The sequence below is a fragment of the Bradyrhizobium altum genome, from assembly GCF_020889705.1.
GTDB lineage: Bacteria > Pseudomonadota > Alphaproteobacteria > Rhizobiales > Xanthobacteraceae > Bradyrhizobium > Bradyrhizobium altum.
This window is the reverse complement of sequence record NZ_JACMYP010000039.1, coordinates 23920-43716: the sequence shown is the minus strand read 5'-3', so window position 1 is coordinate 43716 and position 19797 is coordinate 23920. Positions and strand designations below refer to the sequence as shown.

20 protein-coding genes and 2 pseudogenes are annotated in these 19797 nt (G+C 62.7%); 9 read left to right on the top strand and 13 right to left on the bottom strand.

Going from position 1 to position 19797, the window contains the following annotated elements; all coding sequences use genetic code 11:
• Positions 1–119 precede the first annotated feature (119 nt).
• The 4 genes and pseudogenes from H8B02_RS13425 to H8B02_RS13410 form a co-directional block, all read right to left on the bottom strand.
• Entirely contained in the window at positions 120–848 is a 729-nt protein-coding gene (locus H8B02_RS13425) for an ABC transporter ATP-binding protein (RefSeq protein WP_229166675.1), read from the bottom strand.
• Positions 845–1171 (bottom strand): ABC transporter permease subunit, encoded by a 327-nt coding sequence (locus H8B02_RS13420; protein ID WP_229166676.1) that lies wholly within the window; start codon positions 1169–1171, stop codon positions 845–847. The genes H8B02_RS13425 and H8B02_RS13420 overlap by 4 nt, the downstream gene beginning before the upstream one ends.
• Positions 1171–1398, bottom strand: a complete 228-nt coding sequence (locus tag H8B02_RS49290) for an ABC transporter permease subunit (RefSeq protein WP_229166674.1) — start codon at positions 1396–1398, stop codon at positions 1171–1173. Before H8B02_RS49290 ends, H8B02_RS13420 begins: the two co-directional genes overlap by 1 nt.
• Positions 1399–1521: 123 nt before the next feature.
• Positions 1522–3133: pseudogene (locus H8B02_RS13410) on the bottom strand (acyl-CoA synthetase).
• Positions 3134–3284: 151 nt separating this feature from the next.
• On the opposite strand from H8B02_RS13410, the gene H8B02_RS13405 reads away from it, so the two are divergent.
• The 7 genes from H8B02_RS13405 to H8B02_RS13375 all read left to right on the top strand — a co-directional run bounded on the left by H8B02_RS13405 (position 3285) and on the right by H8B02_RS13375 (position 10194).
• Positions 3285–4448: an ABC transporter substrate-binding protein gene (locus H8B02_RS13405; protein WP_229166673.1), complete on the top strand. Its 1164-nt coding sequence runs from the start codon at positions 3285–3287 to the stop codon at positions 4446–4448.
• Positions 4449–4456: 8 nt separating this feature from the next.
• A complete protein-coding gene (locus H8B02_RS13400; protein ID WP_229166672.1) occupies positions 4457–5320 on the top strand; it encodes a branched-chain amino acid ABC transporter permease in 864 nt (287 codons plus the stop codon).
• Positions 5317–6315 carry a branched-chain amino acid ABC transporter permease gene (locus H8B02_RS13395; protein WP_229166671.1) on the top strand — a complete coding sequence of 333 codons (999 nt, stop codon included), beginning with the start codon at positions 5317–5319 and terminating at the stop codon, positions 6313–6315. The genes H8B02_RS13400 and H8B02_RS13395 overlap by 4 nt, the downstream gene beginning before the upstream one ends.
• Positions 6312–7064 carry an ABC transporter ATP-binding protein gene (locus H8B02_RS13390; RefSeq protein WP_229166670.1) on the top strand — a complete coding sequence of 251 codons (753 nt, stop codon included), beginning with the start codon at positions 6312–6314 and terminating at the stop codon, positions 7062–7064. Before H8B02_RS13395 ends, H8B02_RS13390 begins: the two co-directional genes overlap by 4 nt.
• Complete coding sequence (locus H8B02_RS13385) at positions 7057–7779, top strand: ABC transporter ATP-binding protein (protein WP_229166669.1); 723 nt, start codon at positions 7057–7059, stop codon at positions 7777–7779. The genes H8B02_RS13390 and H8B02_RS13385 overlap by 8 nt, the downstream gene beginning before the upstream one ends.
• Before the next feature lie 90 nt (positions 7780–7869).
• The gene (locus tag H8B02_RS13380; protein WP_229166668.1) at positions 7870–9030 is read left to right on the top strand and encodes a cytochrome P450; all 1161 of its coding nucleotides are present in this window, start codon (positions 7870–7872) and stop codon (positions 9028–9030) included.
• A gap of 291 nt (positions 9031–9321) precedes the next feature.
• Positions 9322–10194 carry a cytochrome P450 gene (locus H8B02_RS13375; RefSeq protein ID WP_229166667.1) on the top strand — a complete coding sequence of 291 codons (873 nt, stop codon included), beginning with the start codon at positions 9322–9324 and terminating at the stop codon, positions 10192–10194.
• On the opposite strand, the gene H8B02_RS13370 is transcribed toward H8B02_RS13375, so the two are convergent.
• The 5 genes from H8B02_RS13370 to H8B02_RS13350 all read right to left on the bottom strand — a co-directional run bounded on the left by H8B02_RS13370 (position 10184) and on the right by H8B02_RS13350 (position 13945).
• On the bottom strand, positions 10184–10900 hold the full coding sequence (locus H8B02_RS13370; protein WP_229166666.1) for a TetR/AcrR family transcriptional regulator: 717 nt from the start codon (positions 10898–10900) through the stop codon (positions 10184–10186). The two genes, H8B02_RS13375 and H8B02_RS13370, sit on opposite strands and share 11 nt — an antisense overlap.
• A gap of 84 nt (positions 10901–10984) precedes the next feature.
• The gene (locus H8B02_RS13365) at positions 10985–11638 is read right to left on the bottom strand and encodes an RraA family protein (RefSeq protein ID WP_229166665.1); all 654 of its coding nucleotides are present in this window, start codon (positions 11636–11638) and stop codon (positions 10985–10987) included.
• Positions 11639–12304: an RraA family protein gene (locus tag H8B02_RS13360; protein WP_229166664.1), complete on the bottom strand. Its 666-nt coding sequence runs from the start codon at positions 12302–12304 to the stop codon at positions 11639–11641.
• A gap of 9 nt (positions 12305–12313) precedes the next feature.
• On the bottom strand, positions 12314–12709 hold the full coding sequence (locus H8B02_RS13355; RefSeq protein WP_229166663.1) for a RidA family protein: 396 nt from the start codon (positions 12707–12709) through the stop codon (positions 12314–12316).
• 18 nt (positions 12710–12727) lie between these two features.
• Positions 12728–13945, bottom strand: coding sequence for an amidohydrolase family protein (locus H8B02_RS13350; protein ID WP_229166662.1), 1218 nt, complete (start codon positions 13943–13945; stop codon positions 12728–12730).
• Between H8B02_RS13350 and H8B02_RS13345 the strand changes: the two genes are divergently transcribed.
• The gene (locus tag H8B02_RS13345) at positions 13910–14902 is read left to right on the top strand and encodes a DODA-type extradiol aromatic ring-opening family dioxygenase (protein WP_229166661.1); all 993 of its coding nucleotides are present in this window, start codon (positions 13910–13912) and stop codon (positions 14900–14902) included. The genes H8B02_RS13350 and H8B02_RS13345 overlap by 36 nt on opposite strands.
• A gap of 321 nt (positions 14903–15223) precedes the next feature.
• Here H8B02_RS13345 and H8B02_RS13340 read toward each other — a convergent pair whose 3' ends face one another.
• Complete coding sequence (locus tag H8B02_RS13340; RefSeq protein ID WP_229166660.1) at positions 15224–15814, bottom strand: aminotransferase class I/II-fold pyridoxal phosphate-dependent enzyme; 591 nt, start codon at positions 15812–15814, stop codon at positions 15224–15226.
• A gap of 17 nt (positions 15815–15831) precedes the next feature.
• On the opposite strand from H8B02_RS13340, the pseudogene H8B02_RS13335 reads away from it, so the two are divergent.
• Positions 15832–17075 (top strand): annotated as a pseudogene (locus tag H8B02_RS13335) (IS5 family transposase); the annotation flags it as partial.
• A gap of 43 nt (positions 17076–17118) precedes the next feature.
• On the opposite strand, the gene H8B02_RS13330 reads toward H8B02_RS13335, so the two are convergent.
• The 3 genes from H8B02_RS13330 to H8B02_RS13320 all read right to left on the bottom strand — a co-directional run bounded on the left by H8B02_RS13330 (position 17119) and on the right by H8B02_RS13320 (position 19787).
• The gene (locus H8B02_RS13330; protein ID WP_229166659.1) at positions 17119–18009 is read right to left on the bottom strand and encodes a prephenate dehydratase; all 891 of its coding nucleotides are present in this window, start codon (positions 18007–18009) and stop codon (positions 17119–17121) included.
• 31 nt (positions 18010–18040) lie between these two features.
• Positions 18041–18757 carry an SDR family oxidoreductase gene (locus H8B02_RS13325; RefSeq protein WP_229166658.1) on the bottom strand — a complete coding sequence of 239 codons (717 nt, stop codon included), beginning with the start codon at positions 18755–18757 and terminating at the stop codon, positions 18041–18043.
• A 64-nt stretch (positions 18758–18821) separates the two neighbouring features.
• On the bottom strand, positions 18822–19787 hold the full coding sequence (locus tag H8B02_RS13320; protein ID WP_229166657.1) for an MBL fold metallo-hydrolase: 966 nt from the start codon (positions 19785–19787) through the stop codon (positions 18822–18824).
• Positions 19788–19797: the final 10 nt, after the last annotated feature.

Here is a 19797-nt window from a genome sequence, read left to right as displayed (position 1 = left end):
ACCTGCACCCGCCGCGGCCGCGGCAAGTCCCGCCCCCATCGACAGCACCGTGCGCCGCGAGATATTAGCGCCACCGCGCGTCGATCCCCTCAAAGTCATATCGTCATCCTTTCGTCCTGTCATGCAACGGCAGCCAAATCGCGCTCGGCCGTCAGCAGACCGTCGAGCAATTCTTCCTTCAGAGCTGACAGCGCCGGATCGCCGCGATGCCGCGGACGCGGCTGGTCGAAGCTCAGATCACGCGCGATCCCGCCGTCCTTGACGAGGAGCACGCGATCGGAGAGCAGCAACGCCTCCTCGACGTCGTGCGTGACCAGCACGACGGTGCGGGGCCGCGCGACGAGCAACTGTTCCAGCAGCAATTGCATCGCAGCCCCGGGTGATGGCGTCGAGCGCTCCGATCGGCTCGTCGAGCAGCAACAGATCCGGTCGTGGATCAGCGCCCTCGCCAGCGCCACACGCTGGCGCTGGCCGCCGGACAGCCCGATCGGAAATTCACTTTCGCGCCCCTGCAATCCGACCGCCTCGAGGATGCGTCCGGCATCCTGCTTCCTGCCCTTGATGCCCAGCAACACATTACCGAGCACGGGCCGCCACGGCAGCAGGCGATCCTCCTGAAACATCAGGCGCACGTCTGCCTTGTGGCCTGTCGCGCGGAGCTCGATGCGGCCGCGCGTTGGGGCATCCAGGCCTGCTACGAGACGCAGCAGCGTCGACTTGCCGGCTCCGCTGGGTCCGATGATCGAGACGAACTCGCCAGCAGCGATTTCGAGATCGACGCCGTCAAGGACCGTGCGGCCGGCGAACGATTTGCCGACCGAGCGCAGACTGACGCTGGCTCCGCTCATGCCTTCACCCTGTCAGCATAGTTCGGATGCCAGCGCAGCAGCCGCCGTTCGATCAGGCGCGTGATCAAATCCGATAGCCAGCCCGCGATGGCATAGAGAATAATGGCCAGCACGATGATATCGATGCGCAGCAGCTCGCGGGCATTCTGCACGAGGTATCCAACGCCATCCCGCGACGCGATCGTTTCACCGACGACGAGCGTGAGCCAGGCAACACCGAGTGCATAGCGCATGTCGACCAGGATCGGCTGGAGCGCCGCCGGCAGAATGATGGACCGGACCAGCTCGGCGCGGCCAAGGCCGTAGGATTTTCCAAGCTCGATCAGCTTGGGATCGACGTTGCGAATGCCCCGACCGTGTTGATGTAAACAGGGAAGAGCGAACCCATCGCGACGAGAATGAGCCGCGGCTCCTCCCCGATGCCGAACCAGAGGATCATCAACGGCACCAACGCGAGGTGCGGGATGGTCCGGATCATCTGCAGCGAACGATCGAACAGGTCGTGCAGCGGCTCGAACAGCCCCACGGCCAGGCCGCGACCATGGAACATTGTCGCCCCCCTTTTCGAGCTTGAGTCTGTCTTCGACCGCATCTAGTCGCGAGAATAGTGAACGTTTGTGAACAGCCCGCCCGTCGCTCTCGATTAAGGGCCGACCAATACTGTTGCGCGAGGTTAGGTCTCCAAACTCTGGATTGCCTTGTCGAGTGTTTCGCCGCCGACGAAGCGCTGGCGCAGCTCGCGCTTGAGCAGCTTGCCGCTCGGATTCTTGGGCAGGCTGTCGACGAAGATGACGCGCTTGGGCACCTTGAAATGCGCCATCTGCCCGGCGCAGTGCTTGATGACGGCGTCCTCGTCTAGCTTCTCGCCGCTCTTGACCACGACGATCGCGGTCACCGCCTCGATCCAGCGCGGATCGGGCAGGCCGACGACGGCGACCTCGGAGACAGCCGGGATGCGGTAGACCATCTCCTCGACCTCGCGGCTCGCAACATTCTCGCCGCCGGTACTTGATCATGTCCTTGACGCGGTCGACCACGGTGATGTGGCCCTCGGCGTCAACGGTGGCGAGATCGCCGGAGTGAAACCAGCCGCCGGTAAACGCCGCCGCGGTCTTCGCGGGATCGTTGTAATAGCCGGAGAGCAGATGCGGCGAGCGGTGCACGATCTCGCCGACTTCACCGACTTTCACATCTTCCATCGCCGTGTTGACCACCCGCGTTTCGACATTGAGCACGGGCTTGCCGGCCGAGCCGGCCTTGCGCAGCTGGTCCTCGGGCCGCAGCACGGTCGCAAGCGGTGCGATCTCGGTCTGGCCGTAGAAATTCCAGAACTTGACGTTGGGCAGACGCCGCTGCAGCTCGAGCAGCACCTCCACCGGCATGATCGAGGCGCCGTAGTAGCCCTTCTGAAGCGTTGACAGGTCGGTCTTGTCGAACTTCGGCGAGCGCAGCATCGCGATCCAGATCGTCGGCGGCGCGAAGAAAGAGGTGATCCTGTGCGCCTGGATCAGCGCCAGAATGTTGTCGGCGGCCGGCTTGCCCGTGATGACGCCGGAGGCGCCGAGATAGATCTGCGGTCCCAGGAACACGTCGAGCTGGGCGCAGTGATAGAGCGGCAGCGCGTGCAGGAACTTGTCGTTCGCGCTCATGCCGCCGCCGATGATGCAGCTGACATATTGCCACATCACCGCTTCATGGGTCAGCATCGCGCCCTTGGGCAGGGATTCCGTACCGCTGGTGTAGACGATCTGCGCGAGATCGCGGTTGTCGACGGAGGCCTCCAGGAACGAGCCGTCGGCATCAAGGAGATCGTCGAAAGTGGTGAGACCCGCGGGCGCCGTGGCGGGATCCTCACCCGGCAGCCAGATCATCTTCTCGACCGCGCAGTCCTTGGTCGAGGCGGCGCGCGCCGGCTCGACGAAATCCGCCCCCGCAGCGAGCAGCTTTGCGCCGGAGCTCTTCAGGATGAAGTTGATCTCGTCCGGATTGAGCATGAAGTTGATCGGCACCAGCACCGCGCCGATCCGGGCCACCGCGAACCGGAGCGCCGCAAAGGCGTGCGAATTGCGTGAGAGCACGGCGAGGCGATCGCCCTTCTTCACTCCGAGGCCGAGCAGGCCGCGGCCGAGCCGGTTGCAGATCGCATCCACCTCGGCAAACGTCCAGCTAACATCTCCGCAGACGATCGCTGATTTGCTCGGCTCGCGTTGGGCAGAGCGGCGCAGGAGATCGCCGAGACTGTGCTCCCGAGCCTTTTCAATTGTCCGCGTGAGCTCTTGGGTCATGTTGCTCCCTTCAATTTGCAGTTGCCCTGGCACCGGTCTGGAGCAGCGCGGGGCCGTTTGTCTTGCATATACTTTCCATATGGTCTAATTTGTATCAAGAGGTCCGCGCCAGAGACTTCGGGGAAAAGTGGTTTCAGGGAGGATTATCGGCATGATCGCCAGAATCGTGATCGTAGCCGCGGCCATGTTCGCCGCCTGCATTTCGGCGAGAGCGGACGACCGGCCGCTGAAGATAGGCTGGCTCATGAGCTATACCGGTCCGGGCGCCGCCGCCGGTGCCGCATCCGACGCGGCAATCGAGGTGTTCTTCAAGACATTCGGCAAGTCTGTCGCAGGCCGCAAGATCGAGATCATCAGGCGCGACACCACGGGCCCAGCACCCGACGTCGCGCGGCGGCTCGCCCAGGAGCTGATCGTCGGCGAGAAGGTGGATTTCCTTGCGGGAATGGATTACACGCCCAACACGATGGCGGTCGCACCGTTGTCGACCTCCGCCAAAGTCCCCCTCCTCATCGTCAATTCCGCGACATCGGGGATCCTCGCCAAACATCCCTTTGCGGTCCGCTTCGGCTTCACGACAACCGAGATGGCGCAGCAGCTCGCAACCTACGCCAGCAAGCAGCAGTTCAAGTCGGTCTATACTTTCGTGCACGAGTACGAACCTGGCCTCGACGCCGAAGCGATGTTCATTCGCGAATTCAAGGCCGCTGGCGGCGCCATCGCCGGTTCGGTGCGCGCGCCGCTCAAGGCAACCGACTTTTCCGCCTACATTCAGCGGATCAAAGACGCCAATCCTGACGCCGTTTTCGTGTTCATGGCGGCCGGCGAGCTGCCACCCATTTTCCTTCGCCAGTTCAAGGAAGCCGGGCTCGATCCCGCCAAGATCATCGGCATTGGCGATATCACGGACGAATCCTCGCTCCCTGCAGCTGGTGACGCAGCACTGGGTGTGGTAACCGCGTTCCACTACACGCAAACGCATGAGTCCGTAGCCAATAGCGAGTTTGCCCGCACCTACAAGTCGATTGCGCCGGATCGTCCGCTGAATTTCATGCCCGTCGTCGCCTACGACGTCCTTAAGGCAATCTATCAAGTGGTCGAGGCCCAGAAGGGCGAGCTAAATCCCGACCGGACCATGGAGCTGCTGAAACAGACGAAGTTCGAAAGTCCGCGCGGGCCGATCTCGATCGATCCCGCGACCCGCGATATCGTCCAGACCGTCTATTTCCGAAAGGTTGAGAAGCGCGACGGACAGATCGTCAACGTCGAGTTCGCATCGACACCGGACGTCAAGGACCCAGGTTCGGCACGCTAGGTGGCACGATGCTTGGCTTCGTCAATATCCTGCTCGGCGGCATCGCCTACGGGTTCGTGCTGTTCCTGATGGCCGGCGGACTCTCGATCACGCTTGGCCTCATGGGCTTCGCCAACATGGCCCACGCGGCGCTCGCAATGGTCGGCGGCTACACCGCCGCGCTGTTGATCGGCAAGGCCGGCTGGCCGTTCCTGGCGGCCGTCGTCATGGCGGGGCTGACTGCGGCGCTGACCGGAGCGATCCTGGAACGTACGTTGTTCCGACGCCTCTATCAGGCATCCGAGCTCGAGCAGGTCCTGCTCACGATCGGCGTCGTCTACGCGGCCATCGCAGCAGCAACTTACCTCGTCGGGCCCGAGCAGATGGCCATTGCAGTCCCCGCCTGGCTCGACGGCAATCTGCGCATTGGGCCGGTCGACCTCAACCGCTACCGCCTCTTCCTGATCGTAACCGGCCTCGTGCTCCTCGTCTCGCTGGTCGGCCTGATCGAGCACACCACGTTCGGCGCCAAGATCAGGGCCGCTGTCTTCAACCGCCGGATGACCGCATCGTGCGGCATCGATGTCGACAAGCTCTACGCCCTCGCCTTCGCACTCGGATCGGCGCTCGCCGGGATTGGTGGCGCGCTCAGCGTCAAACTGCTTGGGCTCGATCCCAACTTCCCGATCAAGTTCCTGACCGAGCTATTGATCGTCGTCAGCGTCGGCGGGCTCGGCTCGCTGCGCGGGACGTTTCTCGCCGCCATGCTGTTCGGGATCATCGACGTCGTGGGCAAATATTTACTGCCCGAGATCGGAGCCTTCATCATCTACGCCACTGCGCTTGCCCTGTTGACCGTGCGGCCGCAGGGCCTCGTTGGCCGCCCGCGATGAGCGACATCACACTCGACCTCGCACGAATAATGGTCGTCAACCGCGCACGGTGGACCACCATCGAGGTCGCGTTCTGGATTGCGGCCGCAGCCGGATACTTTCTTTTTCCTGCAAAGCTCGTCCTGTTGACACAGATGCTGATCGGCGGCCTCTTTGCCATGTCGCTCGACCTGTTGCTGGGCTATGGCGGGATCGCCTCGTTCGGCCATGCCGCCTTCTTCGGCCTCGGCGCCTATGCGGCGGGACTGCTCGCCGCCCACGGCTGGGGCGAACCGCTGTCCGGTGTTCTCTTCGGCGGGCTGGCCGCCGGCGGACTTGGACTGGCATTCAGCTCCGTGATCGCCAAGGTGCGCGGCGCGGCGGTGCTGATGGTGACGCTGTGCATCGGGCTGTTGCTGTTCGAGGCCGCAAGCCGCATGCCGTGGCTGACCGGCGGCGATACCGGCCTGCAAGGCATCGACATGTGGCCGCTGTTGGGCCTGTTTGAATTCGACCTCTTTGGCCGGACCGCATTCTGGTACGCCTACGCCGTCGCTTTCCTGCTCTACCTTGCGGCCCGGCGATACATCCATTCGCCCGAAGGTCTCGCGCTGAAAGGGATCCGCGAGAACCACGATCGCGTTCCCATGCTTGGCGTATCGACCGCCCGCCGCAAGATGATCGCCTTCACGATCTCGGCGACCATCGCCGGCATGGCCGGCGCATTGCTCGCCCAGACCACCCAGATCGTCGCGCTGGAGACATTGAGCTTCGAACGGTCGGTCGCAGCCCTGATCATGCTGACCGTCGGCGGGCTCGGCACGCTGATCGGTGGCTTCATTGGCGCGGCGACTTTCATCTGGGCGCGCGACGTGCTCTCCGCGCTCAACCCGGTGTACTGGATGTTCTGGCTCGGGCTCATTCTCATCGCGCTGATGCTGACGGCGCGAGGCGGACTGGTCGGCGCCTTGACGCTGCTCACGAACTATTTGGCGCGCGAGAGACATCCGCGATGACCGCACCAGCGCTCGAAACAAAAGCCCTCTGCAAGCAGTTCGGCGCCTTGAAGGTGACCAACGAGGTCAGCCTTCGGCTGAAAGCCGGCGGCCGCCAGGCCCTGATCGGGCCGAACGGTGCGGGCAAGAGCACGTTGATCAATCTGCTCACCGGCGTGCTCGCGCCAAGCAGCGGCAGCATTCTGCTCGAGGGCGCGCCGATCAATCGGCTGACCACCGATCAGCGTGTCGCGCTCGGACTCGGCCGAACGTTCCAGATCAACGCGCTGTTTCCGCATCTGTCGCCGCTGGAGTCGATCATGCTGGCGGTGGCGCGACGGAACGGCCGCCTGGGTAGGCCGCTCCAGGCGCTGCACCGAGAGACGGATACTACCGACGAAGCGTTCGCGCTGGCTTGCTCCGTCGGCCTTGGCCGGGACTGCCTGCGTCCGACTGCGGAGCTCGCCTACGGCCGCCAGCGCCTGCTGGAGATTGCGCTCGCCCTTGCCGGCCGGCCGCGCGTCCTGCTGCTGGACGAGCCGGCCGCGGGCGTTCCCGCCAGCGAGAGCTTTGAACTTATGCAGGCGATCGAAGCGTTGCCTCGCGACGTCGCTATTCTCTTCATCGAGCACGACATGGATCTGGTCTTTCGGTTCGCCGAGACCATCACCGTGCTGGTGGCAGGTACGGTGTTGTGCGAGGGGACGCCGGGCGAGATCGCCGGCGATTCCGAGGTGCGCCGTGTCTATCTGGGGGTCGCCGGTGGCTGAGCCCCTGCTCGAGATTGAGAACATCGACGTCGGTTACGGCGAGGGTGTGGTGGTCCATGATCTGTCGCTGACCATTGAGGTTGGCGGATCGCTCGCCCTCCTGGGGCGCAACGGGGCCGGAAAATCGACCTTGATACTCGCGATCGCGGGTCACCTCGCTCCGCGAGGGGGGCGGATTCGGTTCGGTGGGCAGGACATCACGACCATGCCGCCACACCGGCGATGCCGCATGGGCATCGGGTGGGTGCCGCAGGGCCGCGAAGTGTTTGCGCCGCTAACCGTCGAGGAGAACCTCCGGATCGCAGCGGCGCCGGGAGCCTGGACGCTCGACCGCGTCTACGAACTGTTTCCGAAGCTGAAGGAGCGGCGCGGCAATTTTGGCAATCAGTTGTCCGGAGGCGAGCAGCAAATGCTGGCCATCGGGCGCGCCCTGGTTACAAATCCCCGCCTTCTGCTGCTGGACGAGCCGCTCGAAGGCCTCGCGCCGGTTGTCGCGCAAGACGTCGCGCGTTGCATCACGGACATCACGCAAAGCGAAAGCATGGCCGTCGTCCTGATCGAGCAGCATGCCGGCTTCGCGCTAGGGCTGGCGCGGCATGCGATCATCCTCGAACGGGGTCTTGCCGTCCGATCCGGTGCGAGCGGCGCTATCGCCGCAGACCTCGATGCCCTCGAGCAGCATGTCGGAATCAGAAAGCCGGTTCGCGCCGCCTGAAATAAGGCCGTGGACCGCGGCTTGCTCATTATCTTTTCCATATGGTATATTTAGCGAGCAGAAAAGCGACAAAGGAACCGGGAGGACCGCATGGGCTTTCGCTTCGACCCCGAGGACCGTGACTTCGTCAATAATCCCTACCCCACCTACAAGATCCTGCGCGACAACCATCCGGTCTACCGGCACGAGCCGAGCGGCTATTATGTGATAACGCGCAACGAGGACGTCGCCCGCATCCTCAACGATTTCGAGACGTTCTCGTCTGCCCGCGGCAATACCCTGGTCGACTCGCCGCTCCGCATCGGAAAGACGCTCGGCACGACGGACCCGCCTCGCCACGACGAGCTGCGCCGGGTCGTCATGAAGGGATTCACGCCTGCCCGGATCCAGTCGATGCAGCCCGCCATCGAGCATGACGTGCAACGCCTCCTGCACGAATTCGGTGAACGCCGCGAATGCGACTTCATGGCCGATATCAGCCGCCCCATTCTGTACGCCGCGCTCGGCCGCATGCTCGGCCTCGATGGTCACGCCGCTATCCGCGCGGCCGAACTGTCGAGAGATCTCTTTCATGCCGCCCCGAACGCGATGGGTCCCGTGTCGAAGCCGGGCGTGATGGAAGACGTATTCGCCGTGCTCGGCGAGCAGCTCGAGCGCCGGCGCAAGGACCGCAGCGACGACCTGTTCTCGTTCCTGCTCGAGGCTCAGGAGGCCGGTGCGCCGCTCTCTGACGCGGAAATTCTTGGCAACATGTCGACCGTGCTATTGGCGGGGAACGCTTCCATCGGCCACTACTTTTCGAATCTCATTCATGCGCTCTGGCAGAATCCGGACGAGCGTTCGAAATTGCTGGCCGATCCGACAAAACTCGACGCGGCCGTCAACGAAGGCGTTCGGTGGGACACCTCGACGCAGTCCTTTGCACGCCAGACCACAAAAGAAATTTCCCTGCACGGGGTAACGATCCCGGCCGATAGCCGTCTGGTGGTCTGCTACGGCGCGGCCAATCGCGATGAACGGGTGATTCCTGATCCGGACACATATGACATTGACCGTGGCAAGACGCGCCATTTCGGCTTCGGATCCGGTCCTCACATTTGTCTCGGCGCGCCCACTGCTCGGGCGATGATGCGTACCATCATGACGCCGCTGTTGCCGGCGCTCGGCGAATACGAACTCGACGTCGCAAATGCCGAGCGAGTCGCTCACATGATGGCACGCGGATTCTACAAGCTCCGGATTCGTTGGTAGGTGGCGATGACCGTATTTGATCTCGCCGGCGACGCCTTCTTTGAGGATCCCTATCCGACCTATCGGCGGATGCGGACCGAACAGCCGGCCTATCATTGTCCGAAGACCAATCTCTGGTTCGTCAGCCGGCACCGCGACGTCGCGGACGCGCTGGCAAGGCCCGATCTGTTCTCGTCCTCAGCGGGCAATGCGCTCAGCGATTCCCCGCTTCGCGTCGGCAAGACGCTGGGATCGATCGATCCGCCCCGCCATGATGAACTGCGGCGCATTATCATCCGCGGAGTCACACCGGTGCGCATCGAGCTGGTTCTCCCCTGGATCCGTGCCGAGCTCGCGCGGCGGGTGGAAGTGCTGAGCCCTCGCCGCCAATGCGATTTGGTCACGGATATCAGCCGGCCCCTGTTGTTCGGAGCCCTGGGACGCATGCTCGGCCTTGGACCCGATTCCGCTCGGAAGGCCAGCGAGCTTTCGGAGCGATTGTTTCGTGGACACGCTGGCCCCGCGGGCCCTGCGCTCGCGGAGGACGATCGTGCCGTGGTCATTGCGCTGTTGACGGAGGAGCTGGCGCGGCGCCGCGTGGAGCGCGACGATGACCTGTTCTCTATCCTGATCGCGGCACAGGCGGCAGGAGCACCTCTCAGCGACGCCGAGATCGTGGCCAACATGATGACCGTGCTGCTCGCAGGCAACGCCTCGATCGGACATTTCCTGCCAAACCTGATGCACGCGCTCTGGTGTCATCCCGATCAGCGCTCGCGCGTGATGGCTGATCCGTCGCTCGTCGATGCCGCCATCGAAGAAGCGATCCGCTGGGACACCTCGACGCAATGCTTCGCCCGGATGACGTCAGCACCGACCGAGATTGCGGGACTCCCCATTCCGCCGGGCGCGAGGATCGCTCTACTCTATGCGTCGGCCAATCGCGACGAGACGGCCATTGCCGATGCCGACCGCTTCGACATCACACGCGGCAAGGTGCGTCACTTCGGCTTCGGGTTTGGACCGCATATCTGCCTCGGCGCGAGCGCAACCCGCTCCATGCTGCGCGCAATCCTGCGGGACCTGCTCGTCGCGCTAGGCGACTTCGACATTGACGTCGCCACGGCCGAACGAGTTCGTCACCTGATGGTGCGTGGCTTCAAGAGCCTCCCGATCATTTGGTGAGGCGTTTTCCCTTCGGCGTCGCAACGCGCGCCGGGCGCGCGCCCTCCGCCGGTTCGCGGAAGAACAAGGCACAGCATGTCCGGACATGCTCATCGACAAACTTCTTGGAGAAGGGCGAGCGTCCCATCACCTGCTGGACTTCGGCGGACAGCATGAAGATACGCGTGACGGCCCCAATGAACAGATATTGCAGATGATAGGGATCGCCCTCGACGTAGCGCCCCTGCTTCTGTGCGACCCGGATCAGCTTGGCCACGACGTCGAAATAGTTGCGCACGCGCTCCTCGACCAGCCAGGTGAGCCGATCGCTCTCCCGCTTGCCTTCATGCGACATCAACCAGTGGAAATTCGGGTTGGCTGCCGCGAAGCGAATGAACTGCTCCTGGAGCACCCTGAGCTGCGCAAGCTCGTCCTTCCCGGTCATTCCCGCGAGGTGATCCTGGAAGTGCTGACCGAAATTGAAGCTCGTCGTCGTCACGACCGCCTGCCAGAGCCCATCCTTGTTCTTGAAGTGATAGGTCACCAGCGGATGCTGGACGCCGGCCTTCGTCGCGACGGTGCGTGTCGAGGCGCCTTCGAAGCCGCGCTCGGCGAATTCCTCAAAGGCCGCCTGAAGGATCCGTTCCCGCGTGTCGAGCGAACGCTGCTGCCGACGCCGCTGGTTGACGACATCGTCGAGGGTTTCCTTGGTCAGATCCGTTGTCACAGCATCCCCGCGAGGCAGGCCATATCCGATCAAGGCTATCCGCCCGGCCACCGGATTTGTCAACCGCGCCGGGGCGCGAGGGTATCAGCGCGTCGGTTTGGATTGCAGGGCGTGGTACCGCAAGCGCTCGCGCGCCTTGTCCAGACGCTCGCCGGCGATGACGGCATCCCTGATCTTGGCCTCGGCGGCCGCGATCTGACGCGCCGTGGCGAGGATCTCCTCGAGCCGGGACGCCGGCAACGCGACAATGCCGTCCCCGTCACCCACCAGCCAGTCTCCCGGTGCGATCCGGACGCCGGCAATTTGGACCGGCACATTCATGGCGTCGGCGGTCACGCGGTCCTTGCCGGTGCGCATGGCGTTGCCGCGCGCGAAGATCGGGTAACCGAGATCGAGGCTGCGATCGATGTCGCGGCAGACGCCGTCGATCACGGTGCCGCCGATGCCGCGGCGCGAGGCGACCATGGTGAGGATATCGCCCCAGACGGTCGCATCGAGCCGCCCGTCATTGTCGATCACCACGATCTGGCCAGGCGCGACGTCGTCGATGTAATCGCCGACCGAGCCGCCATGGACGCCGACGGGCAGCATGCGGATGGTGAAGGCAGGTCCGGCGAGCCGCATCTGGTGATCGAACGCCTTGATGCCCAGACATTGTCCCTCGATGCCAAGGCGATCGAGCGCGTCGGACAATGTGGTGGTGCCGATCTCCTTCAATTCACCGGCGATCTCCGACATTCAGGTCTCCCGTCGTTTCAGCATGTCTTCGTAGTCGCCGCTCAAGACCTCGCCGACCGCCTTGCCCGCGTCGATGGCTTCCGCCATGCGCTGCTCGCGCGCGTAGATGTCTTCAGCGGTCGAAACGATCTCCTCGGCGCGCGCCGCGTCGACGAACACGATGCCGCTGCCGCTGCCGTCGGCGATCACGAGATCGCCCGGCTTCACGGCGACAGTCGCGAATGTGATCGGCTCCTCACAGGAATGCTCGGCAACGCGTCCGCGCGCCGTCACCGGCACTGCGGCGCGCGCGAACACCGGCAGACCAAGCATGCGGCTCTCGTCGATGTCGCGGCAGGCGCCATCCACCAGCACCGCTGCGACACCGCGGCGAACGGCACCCCGGCTGAGCAGGCCGCCCCAGCCCGAGACCTCGGTGCGGCCACGATGTTCGACGACGATGACATCCCCCGGATTCGACGCCATGACCGCGCCCGCACCGAGATGTCGTTTCGGCAACCCCGGCAGGGGCGCCCCCAGCTTGATGGTGACCGCTCGTCCGGCAATCTTGACCGGGCCGGTGAGCGGGGAGATTCCAACCACGGCGCCGGAAAGGCCGAGTTTGTCGAGGGCGTCCGACACCGCGCAGGTATCGAGGGCGGCGAGCCGCGCAATCAGACCGTCCATGGCGCGACCTCAGGTACCGTCGAGAACCGCCGTGGCGTCACATTGCACGAGCATGTTGGCCGGCAGATGATCGTTCTGGAACGTGTGACGCGCCGGACGGGATGCTGGATCCGGAAAGGCGGCGAGCCATTGCGTATTCACGGCCCCGCGCGCCTCCGGCACCTTCACATAGACCGTCATCTTGACGATCTGGTCGAGGCTTGCGCCGCCTGCGTCCATGATCCGCTTCAGGTTCGCGAACATCAGCTCGGCCTGCCGGCCGACATGATCCGGGATCTTTCCGCTTGCCGGATCGAGTCCATAGACGCCGCCGGTCATGATGATGTTGCCGACCCGCGACGCGGCGGGAATTGGCTGCCCACCATGGCTGAACCCCTCGACTTCAATGCTTCGTCGTGCACCCATGCTGATCTCCTCCCCTGCTCAGGCGTCGAGACGGGTGAAGAATTTGCGTGCGTTACTTTCGAAGATGGCCTTCTTGTCGGCGGAGGTCAGTTCCGCGATGGACTCGATCACCGGCTTGAGGTCATCGTAGGGCCGACCCGTTTCCGGATCGACGCCGCCGCCGCTGCCGGGGCGCTCGGTGCCGAACATGCAGCGATCGGTGCCGACCACGTCGAACAGCAGCTCCAGCGACTTCTTGTTGTGGACCACGGTGTCGAACCAGAAGCGCTTCAGGCTCACATCGAAGCTCTCGGTATCCTTTGGCAGGCGGCCTGCGGCAATGGCCATCTGCCGATTGGACCGCCAGCGCCCGACCTGGAACGGAACCGATCCCCCGCCGTGACTGACCATGAGCTTCAGCGTCGGATAGCGCTTGAAGACATCCGAGCGTGTGATCGTGGTGATGGCGAGGCTCTCCTCGGTGATGAAATGCTCGTCATAGGTTTCCCGGCCGCAGCAGGCGCAACTGTGAATGTGCGCAGGAATGTCGTGCTTGCAGAGGAATTCATAGAGCGGATACCAATACGGATCGGCCAGAGTCGGGCTCTTCCCCATGCCCTCGGACGGATCGGGATTGAGCAGGACGCCGATGAACCCAAGCTGCTCGATGCAACGCTTGATCTCATCGAACGTCGCCTCGACGGGAACACCGACAGCCTGCGGCAATCCGCCGACGCCACGAAAGCGCTTGGGATGCATCTTCACGGTGCGGGCGATGATGTCGTTGTTGTCCTCGGCCCAGGTGACGACGTCCTCCCAGCGGTTTTCGCCGTGGATCATCATGAAGGGGCGCGGCGAGATCACCTGCAAATCGGTGCCGACGCCATCCATGATCGCCACGTTTTGAGCTGCGGATTTCTCAAGCTCCGCATCGGAGATCGCCGCCGGAAACTTGCCGTACTGACCGCGAGCGACGACTAGGTTGCTGCGATGGGCATAGAGCGAGGCAGGCGCGACGAGATGGGCATGAGCGTCGATGATCATGGGCGCGATCTCTCCCTGGCCATGGGCCTGATTATTAATTGGTCCACTTGGTATATATAAGAAACGGCAAACTTGCAAGTGGATTTTCGTCTCCCCCTCGTCCGGTTTCGATTGCAGCCCCGATCGCCCTATGTAATATTGTCCACAAGGTAAAATTAATTTCAGGGAGGACTGCCGATGGCTAGGATCGTGTTCAGCTTTGCCGCGTCTCATACGCCGATGCTGGCACTCGAGGGAAAGCGCTGGAGCGAGCGCGCCGAAGACGACAAGAAGAACAAGGCGTTGAACCTGGCCGACGGCAGATTTATCAGCTACGACGATCTCGCAGAGGAAAACGGCGCGCCTTACGGCGATGTCGCGACCGAAGCCAAGTTTCTGGAAATCGAGGCCGCCTCCCAGAAGGCTCTTGATGCGATCGCCGACCGCCTCGCGGCCGTTGCGCCCGACGTGGTCGTAATCATCGGTGACGATCAGGCCGAGCTGTTCAGCCATGCCAACATGCCGGCGATCTCGATCTTCCACGGCGAGGAGATCCTGACGCACGAGAAGCACCTGACGCCGCAGACGCCGGGCTGGGTCGGAACCGTGATGAAGGGCTATGCGATGGATGCCGTGCATAGCTTCCCGGGGCAGCCGCAGTTCGCGCTCGAACTGATCCGCGGCCTCGTCGACGAGGACGTCGACGTGGCAGCCGCTGCCAAGGTCGATGATCCGCTGAAGGCGGGATTTGGCCACGCCTATGGCTTCATCATCGAGCGGCTGTTCCGGGGACGCGCCATCCCGGTCGTGCCGGTGCTCCTCAATACCTATTATCCGCCGAACGCGCCGACAGCCCGTCGCTGCTACGACATCGGCACAAAGCTGGCCCGCATTGTCGAGAAATCGCCGAGCAACCTTCGCGTCGCCGTTGCGGCAAGCGGCGGTCTCAGCCATTTCGTCGTCGACGAGCAGCTCGATCACAAGGTGCTTAACGCCATTCGCTGCAAGCATCCGCAGGTCCTGCGCGGCCTGACACGCAACGAGTTGAATTCAGGCTCGTCCGAAATCCTCAACTGGGTGATGACGGCGGCGATGTCCGAGGGACTGACCAACGATTGGTCGGAGTATTACCCTGCCTATCGCACGCCGGCAGGGACCGGAACTGGAATCGGGTTCGCGACGTGGTCCTAGCTGGCGAGCTTGGCCGCACTCGTCATCGAGATAGCGTCTAGCGGGTCAAAGGTCCCTATTCGCTATCGACATGTCGTCTGTGGCGGGTCAGCAATCTGGCCGGCGTCATGGGCTTTCAGCTGTCCAAGACGACGTGAGGCGAGCGGCTGGCGGAAGCCATGATCTCGCGACCGGCGAGAAGGAAGACGATGCGCCTGAAACTTCGTGTTAGGCCTTGAGGGCCCGGCGCGGGCGTTTGATCCGTGTTAAATCCACCGACTTCACATCCTCCTGTGAGGGCGTCGCCGATGTTTGAGAGCCGAGCAGAGTGGACAAGCACTATCAGCTGGACGGCTTGCTCATGACGGTAACAAATGCCCGCGCAACCTCATCGAGCTGATGTTCTGGCAAGCCTGCAACGTTAATTCGTCCGTCCTCGACCAAATAGATCGCGTGCTCCTTACGCAGTCGTTCGACTTGTTCCGCTGTCGCCCCGATGCGCGAGAACATGCCCCGTTGTCGAGCGATAAAATCAAAGCGGGTGCTGTTCGATTGACGTTGTAATGCTTCGGCGAAACTGAGCCTCAGATTGACCATTCGTCGACGCATTCCCTCGAGTTCGATGGCCCAATCCGCTCTTAGCGCAGCATCCTCGAGAACAATTCGTACGGCGGCAGCACCGTGGTCAGGTGGCATCGAGTAGAGGCTACGCGCGGCGCCAAGGAGCTGCGCCACAGCGACGTCGCTCTGTGTTGACGTGCGCCCAACGATGACCGCCACTCCAACGCGATCGCGGTAAACACCAAAAGTCTTGGAGCAGCTTGCAGCAATGACCATTTCGGGAATTCTGGCGAAAATGGATCTGAGCCCAGCAGCGTCCTGCTCCAGCCCTTCCCCGAACCCTTGATAAGCTATGTCAATAAAGGGCAGCAAAGCCCGATCTGTCAGACAATTGGGACTGGATCGACGGCGAGGTCGCACCGCTCTACAGCGAGAATGGACGGCCCGGGATCGAGACCCGCTTCATGATCGGGCTGCTGTTGCTCAAGCACATTTACGGGCTGTCCGATGAGGGCATTTGCGAGCGCTGGGTCCACAACCCGTACTTTCAGTTCTTCACCGGCGAAGAGTTCTTCCAGCACGCCTTCCCGCACGAGCGCTCGGACGTCAGCCATTGGCGCAAGCGGCTCGGCGACAAGCTGGAGCTGTTGCTGGCCGAGAGCCTGCGGGTGGCGCACGAAGCCGGTGCGTTACGCAGCCAGGACCTCAAGCGCGTCACGGTCGACACCACGGTGCAGCCGAAGGCCGTCAGCTTCCCGACCGACGCCAAGCTGTTGCATGCGGCCATCAAGGGGCTCAACCGCCTGGCGAGAAGGCACGGCGTCAAACTGCGGCAATCCTATGCTCGTGTGGCCAAGGCCGCCGCGATGATGGCAGGCCGATACGCCCACGCCAAACAGTTCAGGCGGCATCAGCGGCAGTTGCGTATCCTGCGCAGCCGGCTGGGCCGGATTCGCGACATTCGCCGCAAGATCGAGGGCCAGTCGGCACTGGAGGAGGCGTTCACCCTCCCGCTCTGCCGGGCCGCGCAGATCCGCTCGCAACCTCGCAACAGCAGCGCCAGCGCGGCTGGAAGCTTTATTCCTTCCATGCTCCGGAGGTGGAGTGCATCGGCAAGGGCAAGGCCGCCGCCCCTTACGAGTTCGGCGTGAAGGCCTCCATTGTCACCAACAACCGCCGGGCTCCCGGTGGCCTGTTCGTGCTGCACGCCAACTCGCTGCCCGACAATCCCTACGACGGTCACACCTTGCGGGACATCATCGACCGCACCGAGGCGCTCACCGGCTGTCCGATCGAGCGGGCCTATGTCGACAAGGGATACCGCGGCCACGACGCACAAAACCCACGGCGCGTCTTCATCTCCGGCCAGAAGCGCGGCGTCTTCGGCATCATCAAGCGCGAGCTGCGCCGCCGCTCCGCCATCGAGCCCATCATCGGCCACATGAAGGCCGAAGGTCACCTCGGCCGTTGCTACCTCAAAGGCCGCGCAGGAGATGCCGCCAACGTCATCCTCTCCGCCGTCGGCCACAACTTCCGCCGCATCCTCGTCTGGCTCAGAGAACTCTTGGCCTTGTTCCTGCGGCTGATATGGCCAACGCTCGCCTGTCCGCCCCAGCTCAATCCGGCTTCTTAACGGACGACTTCGGAATGGCTCGGATTGCGACCAGTAGGATCTGTCAGTATCGGCGCGGATATGACCCAAGCGCGCGAATGTCTGGGTGCTTTCCGAGCAGCAGGGTCAGGCTCTCCATTTTCTCGTTCCCAGCGACCTCGATCAGATATCGATGCCTGTCGAGGGCTGTTTTTGCCGGTCGCTCGTAAATGGTCAGGATCTGGACTCCGGCGCCTGCAAAAGAAGCAAGCAAGGAAGCAAGATCCGCATCACTCACAGTTGCTAGCAAGGACGTCTTGTCGTTATCGGTAGGCGGAGGGCTATCCTTGCCCAATACCCACCAGCGTGTGACATTGTGCGGGCCCTCTTCGATCCCATCCACCAGCGAATCCAGACCATAAATCGACGCGCCAATTTTGGGGCCAATGGACGCCTTGTCCAAGGCGTCGCTGTTGGCCACGGCTTGCGCCGCAGCGCCGCTGCTCGCCGCCGCGGTCCGTCGCACCTGCGGAAATTGGTGATCTAGCCAAGGCTTTACCTCGTCAAAGGCAACAGGATGCCCGAGAACTTCTTTGACATCCTCCAGACGCGTTCCATGACGAGCAAGAAGGCTATAGCCAAGCATTTTGGGATATTCGGCGACGATCCTTACGTTTGGCAGAGCGAGGATCGGATCCAGATAGGGAGTAGCTCCCACCAGCGAGGTCGTAACAGGCAGGCAGGCACGATCGATTTTCCCGCTCTGATATGCTGACAGCAATTCGTCTTGCGATAGAGGGACCAGATCCGAAGGTCCGAACAGCTCCAAGCAGGCCTGGTGTGTCCACGATCCAGCCGGCCCAAGATAGCCAATCTGCCCCGCCGCCGCAGCTGTCATGTGCAGTGCGCCGCTCGCTGCTGCGATGAGAGGAAGTGCGACCTGCAAACACTGTCTGAACCGCGACAACAACGCCATGAACCCCCTCCTATGATATCAAGATCCCACCTTAAGCGATGGTCCCTCCGCCATCGACCAAAACGGTCGAACCGGTTGCAAACGGCGTCTTCGCCAGAAAAAGCACTGCATTTGCCATATCATCGGGCTGCCCCACGCGGCCCGCTGGCAGATTCTTCGCCGCGTTTCCAAACATGGTCCCGCGGTCGCCTTCCGACATCCCCGACCACATCGGCGTCGCGGTCAACCCGGGCGAGACCACATTCACACGGATTGGCGCCAATTCCAGCGCGAGGCCGCGAGCGAGAGCTTCCAATGCAGCATTAATGGCGCCTTGAAGAACGGTGTTCGCCGATGGCCGAAAGCTTCTGAAGCCGGAAACCAGGCACAATGATCCTTGCTGACTGATCCTGGCCGAGCGAGCGACGTGGTATGCGCCCCAGAATTTGCTCATCATCGTCTTCCGCGCGTCTTCCATCGTCTGCTTGCGCATGGGGCCGCTGACAGTTTCGGCGGCGGAGACCACAACGTGATCCCATTCCCCCTCGGGAGCAAAGAAGGAGTCTACTGCCTCATCATCCGTGACATCGAGCTCCCGGCCGACCGATCCGGAGCCAATTTCCGATACCGCTTTGTCCAGCTTGGCCCGCGAGCGGGATGCGATATGAACCCGAGCGCCTTCCGCAAAAGCCTGCTTTGCGACCGCTAGGCCAATGCCTGAACTCCCTCCAATCACCAGAAATCGAGCGCCTCTCAGATCACCTACCATAGCCTTCCCTTTGCGCTATCGGGGCGCACGCAGCTTAATCGTCGCCAGCCCGACCACCGCCTAATCAGATTTCAAGAAGATCCCGCCCGACGATGACCTCGCCGGAGAAGGATTCCCGCGCGGCGTCAAGCCACACATATTCCGGAACAGTATCATCGCCCGGCACGAAATGATTGATCACGAGAGTTTTGACACCGGCTTCCTTTGCAACCTCGCCAGCTTGCTGCACGCTCAGTGCATTTCCAGAGATGCTTTTGAAAATCGCTTCCCTGCGGGATGGTTCGGCCGCAATCCGTTCGGCCAATCCCCGAATGCCCGGCAGGTACTGTCCCTCGCAAACAAGCACGTCGGCTCCCTTCGCGAGTTCGATAAGTGCGTCGCACTTGCGCGTATCGCCCGAAAACACAATGGAGCGATTAGGTGTGTCGAAGCGATAGGCGAGTGCCACCTTGATAGGCGGGTGATCGACCAACGCACATGTCACCTTGACGTTTTCGTCCTGCATTACTGCGCCCGCAGACGTGATCTCGTGCGGCACAAGCAACTTCCGCGGATCAAGCCGTCCTTCGTCGTGGATACGCAAATCAACGTCGAACTCATTCAATTCGAAGAATTTTTCAGTCATCTTCGACAGCGGTGGCGGCCCATACGAATTGACGGCGCCTTTTAGCGCAGCGCTCCATGCCAGATAAAACAGATTGCCATAGTCGAGGTTGTGATCGGAATGCTGATGCGTGATGAAAATTGAGTTGAGATCCTTGAGGGCAAAGCCTGCCCTCACAATCTGCCGCGCGACGCCATTGCCGCAATCCACGACATAAATCCGGCCGCCGGCGACGACCATGGCGGCCGGTGCAGAGCGAGATACCTTTGGACTGGGGCCTCCAGCAGTCCCCAGAAGGACCACGCGCGCGCGATCCGGGGCGGAGGTCGTTGCCCCCTTGGGTGCCTCCTGTGCGGATGCCGGCATATTCCATCCGATCAGTGATGCGGCGACGCCCGTGAGAACTTGCCTACGATCTGGGGACATTATTTTCTCC

What these genes read in the sequence shown, in the direction of transcription:
- H8B02_RS13380 (WP_229166668.1), top strand. Translation starts at nt 7,870, where the DNA reads ATGGGCTTTCGCTTCGACCCCGAGGACCGTGACTTCGTCAATAATCCC.
- H8B02_RS13325 (WP_229166658.1), bottom strand. Translation starts at nt 18,757, where the DNA reads ATGGTAGGTGATCTGAGAGGCGCTCGATTTCTGGTGATTGGAGGGAGT.
- H8B02_RS13365 (WP_229166665.1), bottom strand. Translation starts at nt 11,638, where the DNA reads ATGTCGGAGATCGCCGGTGAATTGAAGGAGATCGGCACCACCACATTG.
- H8B02_RS49290 (WP_229166674.1), bottom strand. Translation starts at nt 1,398, where the DNA reads ATGTTCCATGGTCGCGGCCTGGCCGTGGGGCTGTTCGAGCCGCTGCAC.
- H8B02_RS13395 (WP_229166671.1), top strand. Translation starts at nt 5,317, where the DNA reads ATGAGCGACATCACACTCGACCTCGCACGAATAATGGTCGTCAACCGC.
- H8B02_RS13425 (WP_229166675.1), bottom strand. Translation starts at nt 848, where the DNA reads ATGAGCGGAGCCAGCGTCAGTCTGCGCTCGGTCGGCAAATCGTTCGCC.
- H8B02_RS13355 (WP_229166663.1), bottom strand. Translation starts at nt 12,709, where the DNA reads ATGGGTGCACGACGAAGCATTGAAGTCGAGGGGTTCAGCCATGGTGGG.
- H8B02_RS13390 (WP_229166670.1), top strand. Translation starts at nt 6,312, where the DNA reads ATGACCGCACCAGCGCTCGAAACAAAAGCCCTCTGCAAGCAGTTCGGC.
- H8B02_RS13320 (WP_229166657.1), bottom strand. Translation starts at nt 19,787, where the DNA reads ATGTCCCCAGATCGTAGGCAAGTTCTCACGGGCGTCGCCGCATCACTG.
- H8B02_RS13360 (WP_229166664.1), bottom strand. Translation starts at nt 12,304, where the DNA reads ATGGACGGTCTGATTGCGCGGCTCGCCGCCCTCGATACCTGCGCGGTG.
- H8B02_RS13350 (WP_229166662.1), bottom strand. Translation starts at nt 13,945, where the DNA reads ATGAGACGCGGCAAAGCTGAACACGATCCTAGCCATCGGCAGTCCTCC.
- H8B02_RS13400 (WP_229166672.1), top strand. Translation starts at nt 4,457, where the DNA reads ATGCTTGGCTTCGTCAATATCCTGCTCGGCGGCATCGCCTACGGGTTC.
- H8B02_RS13345 (WP_229166661.1), top strand. Translation starts at nt 13,910, where the DNA reads ATGGCTAGGATCGTGTTCAGCTTTGCCGCGTCTCATACGCCGATGCTG.
- H8B02_RS13330 (WP_229166659.1), bottom strand. Translation starts at nt 18,009, where the DNA reads ATGGCGTTGTTGTCGCGGTTCAGACAGTGTTTGCAGGTCGCACTTCCT.
- H8B02_RS13405 (WP_229166673.1), top strand. Translation starts at nt 3,285, where the DNA reads ATGATCGCCAGAATCGTGATCGTAGCCGCGGCCATGTTCGCCGCCTGC.